Origin of the sequence: Alkalibacterium indicireducens, assembly GCF_039522005.1 — a bacterium.
Lineage (GTDB): Bacteria > Bacillota > Bacilli > Lactobacillales > Carnobacteriaceae_A > Alkalibacterium > Alkalibacterium indicireducens.
The window spans coordinates 1-12,199 of record NZ_BAAADA010000114.1 but is presented as its reverse complement, the minus strand read 5'-3'; the positions used below and the strand labels follow the sequence as shown (position 1 = coordinate 12,199).

Below are 12,199 nucleotides of genomic sequence, written 5' to 3'. Positions count from 1 at the left end.
ATGTTTATTGACAAAGAGTTTCTAAATAAACCCATTACAAAGCAAACATTTATGACTTATTCACTAGTCTTTTGTCTAACTTGTCTGGTGGTTTATAGTGTTTATTTTTTATCTGGAGGGTCTTTCATATGGCAAAGTGACGGGTTTACGCAACACTTTCAGTTGTTTGACGAATATGTAAACATCATTCAGGGGGTACTGAGAGGGAATGGGTTTCCACAGTGGGACTGGTCGATTGGTGCCGGTGCGGATACGATCACGGCATACGGCTATTACGCTATAGGGGATCCCTTTGTTTATTTAGGCGTGCTTTTCCCGGAAAGTTTACGAGAGTTTTCTTTTCATTTACTGATATTTGTTCGAATGTGGTGTGTTGGACTAAGTTATCTAACCTTTGTCAGAAAATTTAAAGCCTCCCATGGTGCGGGTTTGATGGGGGCGTTTATGTATACATTCAGCTTTTTTGTTATTTATAATGCAAAACGGCATCCCTTTTTTATTTTACCATTGATCTGGTATCCGCTTCTTTGTCTGGGTGTCGAGAAAATTTTAAGAAAAGAGTCCGGGTTACTGTTTAGTGTGATGGTAGCAATCAGTGCCATTGCTAACTTTTATTTCTTTTACAAATTAACTGTCTTGTTTTTCATATATGGCATAGTCCGGTACGGTATGCTTTATAAGTTTGGAAATGTGAAGCAGTTAGCCATTTCTTTTGGACGTTGTTTAGTGCACTATATAATTGGTGTCTTATTAAGTGCAGTAATCTTTTTACCGATGATCGACGGGTTTTTAAATGCATCAAGAGGGACGGATGGACCCGCAATCAATCTGCTTGTTTATCATTTAAGTTATTATACTGCACTCATTCATAACTTGTTCGTTCCTGAATCCTATTTATGGACTGTTGGTGGTCTTTCGATCTTTGCGTTGTTTTCTGTCATCTTTTTATGGAAAACGAAACAGGAAAAGACAGTTTCAGGCACGATGCTTTTAATTTTGGGATTATTTCTGATGTTCCCATTTTTTGGATCATTCATGAACGGGATGTCCGGACCGTATAATCGTTTTAGTTTTGCTATTCCTTTCTTTTTGTCCTTTGCCAGTGGACAATTTCTGGAAGAACGGAACACATTACAAGTTAAAGAGCTACAATTAATCAAGTATGGGTTGATCGTTTTTTCTTTGATCTATGCAATTTCAGCCTTTACACATAATATGTATCTATACTATGTTATTCCAATGGCGCTAGGCTGGCTCATGTGGTTCTTGCTTGCTTATGAGTCAAAAACAGACTTAAAGGCAGAAACGATTAACTGGATTTCCGTTGCTTTAGTGAGCTTAGTCTTATTGAACATGGCAACGAACGCAATGAGTCTGTACTTTCCATATGGAAGACATTCGATAGCTGATACCATTGAATTAAATACATCAATGGATCGTTATGAAAATTTATTTGGGGGCATGCAAGGTTTTTTACCCGAAGAAGAGGTATACCGAGTAGGGGTCACATCACAAGATAATCACACACGCAATCAATTCATCTATCATGATTTGATGGGATTAAGTACTTACCTTTCAATTACAAATGGCTATCTAGCTGAGTTCGCCGAAGAAATGGAACTGGCTTCTTATCAGATTATTCAACCCCTTCGAAACGGGATGGATGATCGACGCATAGCCAATCATTTGCTCAACATTGAATACATCCTAACTGAAGAAGTGAATGAAGCTTACCTTCCGCAAGGGTACGAAGTGATCCATCGATCAACTGAGGATCCGGCATTTATTGTTTCTCAAACAGAAGCCAGTTTCCCGTTTGCTTACGCGGAAGACAGCATGATCCTGCGAGACGATTTTTCTGATTTAAATCCAATCGAAAAAGAAGGGGTCCTAACGCAGGCAGTAGTCTTAGAAACTAGTGAAGGAATTCAAGTGGAAAGCATAGAGAATATTCCACAAGTTGAAACCGTGGCTCATCAAATCGACTACAGCGACCTTGCACTACAGCTAGTGGAAGAACATACAGAAGAACATACAATAGAGGTTAAAGAGAGTGGCGCTCGTTTAAGTGTTTCTCTTGAGAACGCAAATGAATTTGCAGGACATGAGTTGTTTATTCATTTAGAAGGATTGAATTATGAACCTGTAGACACACCTTTTTACATGCCGACTGATACAAGCTATAATATCCGCTTTATGTATGAAGGACGAAGCAAAAAGTTTCGTCAGTCGGACAAGTATTCCTTCAGTACGTACTTTCATAGAGAAAATATGTTTGTCAACCTTGGCCATACGGATACAGGAACAGATGAACTGTTTATTCAATTTCAAGATACAGGACACTACCAGATTGATAAAGTGACGGTCTATGCCTTACCCGTAGATGAACTGACTGATAGAGAACTAGCTGATGAAAAACGAGCAAATGCATTAGATATCTCAGTCTTTGAAAATGAACGTATCGAAGGAACGATTCAAAGAGAAGACCCAGGGATCCTTGTTACAACGATCCCATATGAAAAAGGATGGACTGTAGCCGTTAATGGTGAGGAGAGAGAACTGGTTCAAGCTAATATCGGATTTATTGGCCTGCCTTTAGACTCCGGAAGTTCAGAAATCATTTTTTCCTATAAGAACCCTTATTTGAAAACGGGAAGTATATTGAGTTTGCTTGGCCTCTTATTGTTGGGAGTAGTTCAGGTCATATCTAAAAAGCGTTCAAACCATTGAATAGTTCACATAAAATCATTAATGAATTAAAGAGTGTGGGATGTTAGTATAAATATATTGAAATACTGGAGGTATCTAATATGAATGGAAACAGCAATGATATGACACCGATCCGACTTCATCTGGAACTGGTGACGGATTTTTTGTCAAGCGATGAGAAAGTGCTGTTGAAGCGGTACGGAGAGTCCAGCACAGGAGAGAGCATTACCAGAGACATCTTTATTCCCTCCGATATGACGCTCCATGCACTGCATTATGCAATCCAGAAATTATTTGGCTGGCAGAATTCACATCTCAGACGATTTTTTCTTCCCGAAGAGGTGTACGCTCAGCTGACAAACAATACGGTCAAAGGATGGTCTGATCTGGTGGGGAGTTTATTCCAGCCGCCGTCAGAAGCAGAGCATGATCTGTTCTGGGATGATGATTATAAATCAGGCAGTATAAATACATGGCTTCGAAAAAAATATACCGGACCATATGTGTTTAGAGGACATTACGAACAGTATAGAGTGGCAAGGCAGGATATTAAAGACTTGCTGAACCGGTTTGAAGACATGGAGATACGCGAATCCTTTAATGATTACTTGGAACGAAAAGAACAGGATCCCGATTCTGAACCGAAAATACTTCGCAGAGCCTCATTGATCGATATGACACTGGATGAAATGAATGCATCTCTCATGTTGGAAAGTGGAACAGAGAACTTGCTTGAAAAACTGCTGGTTTCTGATGTTCTGGCTTTCGAAGATGAAGAAATAAGGGGAGAAGGGTTTCCAGTGACCAGAGAATTGTTATACGAGTATGATTTTGGTGACGGATGGAGAGTTAACATAACAAAAAAAGGACACTATGATGATTTGCTGTCAGACTATCTGGTGAGTGCTGAAGAGTTGGAAGAAGCCAGTGAAACGGTGATCCTCAAACACAAACCAGTGTGTTTAACTAGAGACGGGCTCTCCGTAATGGATGATGTCGGTGGTTTAAGTGGATATGCACGATTTTTAGAAACGATTTATGAAGGTGATGACAAAGAAGAAGCGGCTGATTCACGCAGATGGGCAAAATATATGGGATGGAACCAAAAGAAATTGGCCCCTAAAAAGATACTGTAAAAAGGCAGTTTTTGACTCTTTAATACGACGTATTGTATAGATAAGGAAAGCTCGGCTACGCCTTCGCCATTTTTGGTGATAGTGCGTTGCCGATTTTTTCGTCTCTTTGTAATAATGGCAGCTTCAATACTTCTCTTATCAGGTGTTGTGTCTACCGAGAGTCAATCAGACCAGCTTTTTAAGCCTTTCGGAACAAGTTCAGGATTTTTTCACCACTACTTGTCTCGAATAGATATTAATCGAGACAAGTAGTGCTAATTGCTGATCAAACTCGTTTAGATTACATATTAATCGAGACAAGTAGCGCTGATTTCTGATCAAACTCGTTTAGATTACATGTTAATCGAGACAAGTAGTGCTGATTTTTGATCAAACTCTTTTAGATTACATATTATTCGGAACAAGTAACCCTGATTTCTGATCAGACTCGTTCTGAATAGCTGAATTTCCTTAAGATCCATTCAGAAATGGTTTCCCATTATTAGTGTGCATCAATAAGGTTTTTGACTAGTCATTTCATTGTGACTATCTGTCTTTAAGTAGAAAGAAAACAGTGCAATAAAAGATATAAAATGTCGCTATTTTAAATTTGTGTTATTAGGTGTTGCGGAGTATACTTAATTTAAGGAGAGTGAATAGTATGTCCACTACAAAATTACGCAAACAAGGAAGTTCAATAGTGGTAACCATTCCTGCTGCAGAAGCCAAAAATCTTGATATGGACAGAGAGTATATTGTGAAAACGGATAAGCATGGAACGATTACGTTGATTCCGCAACTTGAAAATCCATTCAAAAATGCTGAAAAAGGTGAATTTTACGAAGAGGATGAATGGGCAGAAATGAAGCCTGTTGGAAAAGAAATATGGTAGACAAAAAATATATTCCAGAAAAAGGAGATGTCGTTTGGATTGATTTCGATCCTTCTACTGGAATCGAAATTCAAAAAAGAAGACCTGGCCTCGTTGTTTCTTCATATGAATTCAACCGGAGCACCAGATTTGCCGTGATATGCCCAATTACGTCTACGAAAAGAAATAATCCTACCCGATTCGAGTTATCCAGTACATCTAAAATTAAAGGCCAAGTAATCGTTCCGCAATTGAAATCACTTAACTATGTTGAGAGAAACGGTCAATTTATAGAAAAAATTGGATTTAATGAATTAGAGCAAATAAATCAGTTGATTTATTTCATATTTGAATAAGATAGAAGGTAAACTAGAATGATGGCCTATTTCTGACTCTTTAAAGCAAATCTCTCTAGTAACCCATTTGACGTGGTTCAAGTGTAACTGGGGAGCTACAGCTAGTTTAAGATATTATCTGGTCATTTCTTACATTTTTGGTGTGAATAAATAAATATCAAGTACATAGCTCACTAATAAATAGACCTGTGAAAAAATATAGATAGATTATTCAGTAATTTAGAAATACTGGAAAACGAGTCCATCAGGATATAGAAGTAAAGTTGCTGACTAATTGTGCTGAATTTTGTAAATCAGTTCCACTTAAGGGCAGATAACGATATATAAGGGTGATCGGATGATAAATTTAAGACAGTTCGAAAAACAGATAAATTCAACCATTTTGAAACGTGGGAAGCAATATTATGAACAAGGATTGGTCGAGAAGATATATCAGACTGATTATGATTCATATGAAGCTGACATTTTTGGAACATATGTATACAATGTGAAATTAAAAATGAATAAACATGAGGTCATTCATTCGTCTTGTACTTGTCCATTTGACTTTGGCCCGATTTGTAAACATGAAGTTTCTGTTTTTTATAAATTGAGAGAACTTATGGAAAAAGGCAACTTAATTGAAGGGTCAAAAGAATTTCAACCAAATGATGCGTATACTCTTGAAGAATTATTAGACTCCTTGTCAAAGGAGGAACTAGTCCGATTTATCATGCAGAGAGCAGCGAATGATTCGAGTTTGGAGCATCATTTGCGGTTTAAATATGGTGAAAGATCTCCTGAAGATGAGTTAGCTGAAACTAAACGAGTACTGGAAGCTATAAATGAAAAATACTTTGATTATAAAGGGAATTTACATCAAGAAAGAAGTGCCGAGTATGCTTTAGAGATGGGGCAGGTACTTAATAAGGCGCTAAACGTTAAAGACCCTTTGATTTCCTGTGATATCGCTTGTCTAGTAATGAATGAACTGCTGGAATTACTCGAATACTTTGAAGATGACGACTGGACACTTGGAGAAATTGTGGATGACTGCATACAAATAGTGAAATCTATTGTTTCCAGTGAGTTAAGTCTTGAGGACAAAAAAGCAGTCTACAATAAAATCATCAATGAATTGGATCATAACGAAGTACCTGTTTGGGAGGATTTTCAAGAAGGGTTATTTGAAGTCTTGGACGATTTGGCAGAAGAGGATACCCTATATGAAAATTATGTAGAAGAGTTAATGGGTCGTATTAAACAAGGCAATACATGGTCAACAATGTATCACAATGAACGCTATCTGATTAAAGTCTTTCATTTGATTGAAAGAAGAGGAGATGCAGATGAACAGATGCTCTTCTTAGTGAACAATATTAAGTATGACAGTTTTAGAAAAAGGGTTATCGACAAATATTTTGATCAGAAAGATTATCTTCAAGTCATTCAATTGACCAAAGAAGGAGAGAATCAGCAAAAACACTACACAGGAAAAGTAGCAATTTGGAAAGAGTTAAGGTATAAAGCTTACAAGTATGCGGAGATGCTAAATGAGCAACTTACATTAGGGAAAGAACTCTTTTTATCTGGTGATTTTGACTACTACAATGAATTGAAAGAGTTGTATAAAGGTAATGAACAAGAACTTTATGAAGAACTCAAGGTGGAATTGAAAAAGAACTTTCAATTTACAGGTTATAATCAAACTTATCTGAGATTAATTAGAGAAGAACAAGACGTGGACGCCTTAGCTGAAGTAGTCACTAGCGATGTCAGGTATGTTCGGGAGTATGCTGAGTATTTACAAGATACCCACAAAGAGTTGGTTGTTAAAGCGTATAAATACCTTGTTGAGCAAGAGGCTTCTATGGCTAATAATCGGTCAGGATACAGAGCAGTTGCTTCATTAATAAAAGAATATGGTAAAGTCACAGATGAAAAACTAGCTAACGAAGTGACTGGGCAAATACGGAAAAAGCATAGCCGAAGACCAGCCTTTATGGATGAGCTGAGTAAGGCGAAATTATAGAAAGTAAGCTTATTTCAAACACCATGATCCTTCTCCTGTATGAGACGGATCATGGTGTTTTTGTTTTCTTGTAGTATTATAATCACAGAAAAATATCTGAAGCTGGACTTATAGAAGTGTTAAAAAATAGTCATAGCAAACCGCCCATTTTCACTATATGATAGGCAATAGAGAAAACGCTATCGAAAAGAGCTCATAAAGGGGTCGCTGATTACAATCTTTCTCATGATGATGCTAGCTGTTGTATTGCTGGGCGTATATATAGTAAATATGAGAAATCATCGATTGAGCAATACAACTCAAACTTTTGCACAAGTCGTCCCTGAAACACTCTCAACAATCGATCATAGTTTTTATCAAACTAATACTAATTTAATCGAGCAATATATATCAGGTACGGGCAGTATCGAAACCAGTCAGATTTACCGGCTGTTCTATACTTTTAACTCTCAGCAGCAGATCAAGAGTGATCTCCTATTGTTTGATAGTAAGAAAAAGCTGGAAGCTCAGTTTCATCCCCATTTTCTGGCTAATACTCTGGAAACCATTCGATCTGCTATGTATATCGACACACAACTTGCAAACGAAGTACTATTAAGAATGAACAGCCTTTTACGATATAGTGTGGATTAACAGAATGAAGGCACGACTTTATCGGAGGATTTAGAGTACGTAAAAAACTATTTAGCCATTAATGAGATACGTTTTGAGGACTTCAGCTATGGTGTAGTGTTTACTGCAGTTCTGCCTCAGCTGTATCTTGTCTATACTTCGTTTCTAAATACCAGTGGGATGGTGTTCCAGCCAGGTTATTCGCTGAACAGTTACCGCGAGGCATTCTCAAGAATGGGAAATTCAATCATTAACACAATCAGAATTCCTTTACTGGCTATCACAATTGTCGTAATCTTTGCAGTATTTATTTCTTACCTTGCTGTCAGAAGAAGAAACCCACTCACCGCGACGATCGATACACTAAGTATGATTCCTTATATCGTCCCAGGAACTGTGCTGGGAATTGCGTTTCTGACTTCTTACAATACAGGAGTCGGTGGAACAGGTCTACTGACAATTACTGGAACGACTTTCATCATGGTTGTCTCCTTGGCAGTTAGACGTTTACCATACACTATTCGATCATCTGTCGCTGATTTGCATCAGATATCGCCGTCTATTGAAGAAGCTGCACAAAGCTTAGGAAGCAGCAAGATCAATACATTCTTTAAAATCACTGTGCCGATGATGATGCCAGGAATCATTGCTGGTGCGATACTCAGCTGGATCACAATGATATCTGAACTGTCGACATCTATTCTGTTGTATACAGTGAATACGCGAACCGTTACTGTTGCTATCTACACGGAAGTTATTCGTGGGAACTATGGCATAGCAGCTGCATTATCAACTATATTGATGATCTTCACCGTCTTGTCGCTTCTTCTCTTTATGAAAGTTTCAGGGAAAGATGAGATTAGTTTATAGTATCAATAGTTCTACTGAAACAGATTATATTAAATTTTACTATTACGTTCCTCAAGCTTTCTTTAATATGGAAGATGGGGAACGTTTTTTAGTTTTTAATGCGAAAATTTAGAATAGCACCTTCACCTTGACCAGACCGAATGCAGTATAAATCCATTAAACTAATTCATATGGGATAAAGATACTCTGATATAATAGGACTAGAGAGGTTCTAAATAATCTATGACTACTTGGAACTTATCATACTACAATTAGTTGTGATGCTTATTATCACACACAACAGAAGGAGCTATAAAATGGAATACATAATAATGTACAGTTTGATACTAGAGGACTAGTTCTCACTCCTGTCTACATAAAATTCACCCGGTCCACTTATCAGTCTGCGAGCGGAAACAGTTTTATTCAAACGGTTTTTAATAAAGGCAATTATGGTGAATTTCTGATTTACTATAAACTTGAGAAAATGGAGGGCAATCATAAGCTGTTGACTAATCTGTACTTACCTAAGTCGAACGGTGAAACGACGGAAATCGATCTGCTTATGGTTGATGAAACGGGAATTTATGTATTTGAATCTAAAAATTACAGCGGATGGATTTACGGGAATGAAAACCGGAGAAACTGGACTCAGACATTTCCCAATAAAAAGAAGTTTACCTTCTATAATCCTATCTGGCAGAACAATGCCCATATAAATGCTTTAAAAAGTGTAACGGGTATAGACAGAGAAGGACTTTACCTTTCATATATTATTTTTAGTGAACGATGTACGCTCAAGAAAATAACGGTTCAATCTGATCACATTAAAGTCATAAAAAGAGACCGCCTGATTAAAAGTGTAAAAAAACAGGTCAAAAATTCTCAGAAAGTACTCTCGCAGGGAGAAATTGAGGCATATGCTAATAGGCTAGGCAAGTACGCCCTTTCTGATGCACAGACTAAGAAAGCTCATGTTGTTGCTATTAAAGCCAAACGATAATAAGACAATTATGTTCAAGTATAATCGACAATTGATTATATTTGAATAATAAACAAAAAGGAGTTAATAAAGATGTCTGAAGAAAAAGAGAGAATAAGACCCATACCTCTTCATCTGGAGCTTGTGAGCGACCATATGTCAGATGAAGAACAAGTCCTGCTTAAACGATACGGAGAATCGTCCACGGGGACCAGCATCAACCGTGATATCCTTATCCCAGCAGACCTGACCCTTCATGCGCTACACTATACTGTACAAAAACTCTTTGGCTGGCAGAATTCACATTTGAGGCGATTCTTACTGTCGGAGAATGACTATAAGAGAGTGACTGATGGAACAGTTAGAGGCTGGTCGGATCTTGTCGGCACATTATTCCAACCCCCTTCAGAAGGGGAACATGATCTTTTCTGGGATGATGATTATGACTCAGGCAATTTTAACTCCTGGTTACGGAAAAAATATACTGGACCATATGATTACCGAGGTCATTATGAACAGTACGAAGTGGCCAGACAGGATGTTGAGATGATGCTTGACCGATTTCCGGACCTTGAAATTCGTGAATCTTTTTCAGAATTTATGGACCGGAAAAATTCTGATTCTGAGTCTAAACCTGAAATTAGAGGGCGTTCACCGCTTATTGACATGACTATTGAAGAAATGAACAGATCTCTCTTTATGGAAACCGGAACAGAAGATTTATTGGAGAAGCTGCTTGTCGATGAACTCATTGGATATGAAGGTGAGCAGATCCTTGGAAGGGGCTTTCCAGTGGCAGATGAACTGTTTTATGAATATGATTTTGGAGATGGCTGGAGAGTGCGCATAACTAAACGTAAGTCTTGTGAAGAACTGCTCAGGAGTCATCTAGTCACTGTCCAGGAAATAGAGGAGGCCAATACGGAGGTTCTTCGTAAGCATAGACCGGTCTGTCTAGCTATTGATGGTCTATCTGTAATGGATGATGTGGGAGGTCTCAGCGGATTTGCCAGATTCCTTGGAGAAGTGCATCAAGGAGATAGCAGAGAAGAGTCTGCAGTTGCACGGAGATGGGCTAAAAGTATGGGCTGGAAAGATAAAAAAGTAAGGCCGAGTAAACTGTTATGATTAATTATAAAAACAAATAAGATGTAAGTGTGTGCTTCAACTCAAAGCTTTTTTAACTGAAAAGTTGGCAAATCCATAGATACAAAATATAAAAACTCCAGTGCATTTTAGCATTGGGTACTTAAATTAGATAATTAATGCACCACTCCAAGCCAATAATCATAACATTAAGGTTACCCAGGTCTTAATTCATAAATAATAACCGTGCTGATTTCGGAAACGAAGTCAGCACGGCTATTCATGTATTCCAACTATTTAAAAGAAATCATCCTGACTCAAGAATTCGTCTTTCCAGTCTTCCGTTTCAAACACATCATTTATATCAGCTACAATTTCTTTCCAGTCCGGATTAACTAAGTCGATTTCCCCTTCGATCAGTTCTCCTCTGCTGTCTTCTGGTGGAGCCTCATTTTTTGCTTTGATGCATGTTGGGTAGGTCAAGCTGGGGTCAGCTTCTAGAATACTTTCAAGGACTATATTATGTTCCCAGTTGTCTCCAAAATCATAAGTATAGAGGACACGGTCTTTTTCCTGCTTGATCCAGTCGGAAAGGCGTTCGTTTTTTTCATTACGAATCTTTAGATGGGGAAGGAACTGAGAAGTGAACGCTTCATCCACTGCGAACGGAAAACTGTTTTCCAGATCGCTCCCATTTGTATCGTCATCAGGACCAATACGAGTGACACTCATACGTTCACCGTATGAGCGCCTGACGTCAAATTCATGAAGATGGTAGCCCGCCCAGTCAAAAGCAGCCATTAAAATATAATGCAGGTCCTCAAATGTTGTGTCACTGTCTACTAATAATCGCCTCCAGACGGGCAGGCCAACATCCTTAAGTGTTACTTTTATCTGATAAATCATTTCATTTCATCCTTTCTTACATGGAACCTTTGGATTACATCAGCCATATTTTTTCTGATGTTCTTTTGTCCTCTTTAAGTAATCTTCAACTTCACGGACTATTATCCATTTTTTTCAAAAATCCGGGCAGTTACTGCTTTTTCTTCAATGATATCCCGGTCTTTTACTCTGCCATCCTTGTCGTATTTGCGACCGTCTTTGTAATTCCCATAGCGGCGTGAGCGAGGATCTCACTTTTATATGGTTCAACCATCAGAACCCCTTATTCACCTCGTTCCACCCGATACAATTCGGGTTATTTGCGAAAATCTATGTTATCAAAATCCAGATCGTAGTCAAATGCCATACTATCACCTCTCTTTAGAGCAATTATTATAACGTGAACTACCCACCACTTAAATCCTCCGGATTTTGAAGTGGGGGCTTCCTACGAACTCCATTCTTGTCTGCACAGATTTCATGCAGATAGAGGAATCGGATATGGGTAGGCTCAAAAGGCAGTCCCTGCCTCATAGGTTTTCTTTTACTTGGCTAACGCCAAAAGGTTCTTGCTGGCATTGATGTCTCTGTCCAGATACTCCCCGCAATTAGGGCACTCCCATTCCCGTATGTGGAGGGGTTTCTTCCCGTCACGGTGTCCACAGGCAGAACAAATCTGGCTGGATGGATAGAACCTGTCCGCTTTGATGATTGTACGTCCTT

The 12,199-nt window shown here is 38.4% G+C and carries 10 protein-coding genes and 2 pseudogenes; 9 read left to right on the top strand and 3 right to left on the bottom strand.

The window, feature by feature from the left end:
• From ABFX15_RS07040 to ABFX15_RS07000, 9 genes and pseudogenes are all read left to right on the top strand, one after another.
• Positions 1–2,730, top strand: a complete 2,730-nt coding sequence (locus tag ABFX15_RS07040) for a YfhO family protein (RefSeq protein ID WP_346024755.1) — start codon at positions 1–3, stop codon at positions 2,728–2,730.
• A gap of 80 nt (positions 2,731–2,810) precedes the next feature.
• The gene (locus ABFX15_RS07035; RefSeq protein ID WP_346024754.1) at positions 2,811–3,845 is read left to right on the top strand and encodes an IS1096 element passenger TnpR family protein; all 1,035 of its coding nucleotides are present in this window, start codon (positions 2,811–2,813) and stop codon (positions 3,843–3,845) included.
• A 640-nt stretch (positions 3,846–4,485) separates the two neighbouring features.
• Positions 4,486–4,716 carry a type II toxin-antitoxin system PemI/MazE family antitoxin gene (gene mazE, locus ABFX15_RS07030; RefSeq protein WP_346024753.1) on the top strand — a complete coding sequence of 77 codons (231 nt, stop codon included), beginning with the start codon at positions 4,486–4,488 and terminating at the stop codon, positions 4,714–4,716.
• Positions 4,710–5,051 carry a type II toxin-antitoxin system PemK/MazF family toxin gene (locus tag ABFX15_RS07025; protein WP_346024752.1) on the top strand — a complete coding sequence of 114 codons (342 nt, stop codon included), beginning with the start codon at positions 4,710–4,712 and terminating at the stop codon, positions 5,049–5,051. The genes mazE and ABFX15_RS07025 overlap by 7 nt, the downstream gene beginning before the upstream one ends.
• 337 nt (positions 5,052–5,388) lie before the next feature.
• A complete protein-coding gene (locus tag ABFX15_RS07020; protein ID WP_346024751.1) occupies positions 5,389–7,062 on the top strand; it encodes an SWIM zinc finger family protein in 1,674 nt (557 codons plus the stop codon).
• Positions 7,063–7,287: 225 nt separating this feature from the next.
• Positions 7,288–7,695 (top strand): histidine kinase, encoded by a 408-nt coding sequence (locus ABFX15_RS07015; RefSeq protein WP_346024750.1) that lies wholly within the window; start codon positions 7,288–7,290, stop codon positions 7,693–7,695.
• An 87-nt stretch (positions 7,696–7,782) separates the two neighbouring features.
• Positions 7,783–8,544 (top strand): annotated as a pseudogene (locus ABFX15_RS07010) (ABC transporter permease); the annotation flags it as partial.
• Between the two features lie 301 nt (positions 8,545–8,845).
• On the top strand, positions 8,846–9,526 hold the full coding sequence (locus ABFX15_RS07005) for a nuclease-related domain-containing protein (protein WP_346024774.1): 681 nt from the start codon (positions 8,846–8,848) through the stop codon (positions 9,524–9,526).
• 72 nt (positions 9,527–9,598) lie between these two features.
• Positions 9,599–10,633: an IS1096 element passenger TnpR family protein gene (locus tag ABFX15_RS07000; protein WP_346024749.1), complete on the top strand. Its 1,035-nt coding sequence runs from the start codon at positions 9,599–9,601 to the stop codon at positions 10,631–10,633.
• Positions 10,634–10,888: 255 nt separating this feature from the next.
• Here the strand turns inward: ABFX15_RS07000 and ABFX15_RS06995 are convergent, their stop codons facing one another.
• From ABFX15_RS06995 to ABFX15_RS06990, 3 genes and pseudogenes are all read right to left on the bottom strand, one after another.
• Complete coding sequence (locus ABFX15_RS06995) at positions 10,889–11,497, bottom strand: plasmid pRiA4b ORF-3 family protein (RefSeq protein WP_346024748.1); 609 nt, start codon at positions 11,495–11,497, stop codon at positions 10,889–10,891.
• 101 nt (positions 11,498–11,598) lie between these two features.
• Positions 11,599–11,709 (bottom strand): annotated as a pseudogene (locus ABFX15_RS12230) (hypothetical protein); the annotation flags it as partial.
• Between the two features lie 311 nt (positions 11,710–12,020).
• Positions 12,021–12,199, bottom strand: a 179-nt coding sequence (locus ABFX15_RS06990; protein ID WP_346024773.1) for a zinc ribbon domain-containing protein, incomplete at its 5' end; no start/stop codon positions are given.

Coding starts and splice junctions, on each gene's coding strand:
- ABFX15_RS07040 (WP_346024755.1), top strand. CDS start 1: ATGTTTATTGACAAAGAGTTTCTAAATAAACCCATTACAAAGCAAACA.
- ABFX15_RS07035 (WP_346024754.1), top strand. CDS start 2,811: ATGAATGGAAACAGCAATGATATGACACCGATCCGACTTCATCTGGAA.
- mazE (WP_346024753.1), top strand. CDS start 4,486: ATGTCCACTACAAAATTACGCAAACAAGGAAGTTCAATAGTGGTAACC.
- ABFX15_RS07025 (WP_346024752.1), top strand. CDS start 4,710: ATGGTAGACAAAAAATATATTCCAGAAAAAGGAGATGTCGTTTGGATT.
- ABFX15_RS07020 (WP_346024751.1), top strand. CDS start 5,389: ATGATAAATTTAAGACAGTTCGAAAAACAGATAAATTCAACCATTTTG.
- ABFX15_RS07015 (WP_346024750.1), top strand. CDS start 7,288: ATGATGATGCTAGCTGTTGTATTGCTGGGCGTATATATAGTAAATATG.
- ABFX15_RS07000 (WP_346024749.1), top strand. CDS start 9,599: ATGTCTGAAGAAAAAGAGAGAATAAGACCCATACCTCTTCATCTGGAG.
- ABFX15_RS06995 (WP_346024748.1), bottom strand. CDS start 11,497: ATGATTTATCAGATAAAAGTAACACTTAAGGATGTTGGCCTGCCCGTC.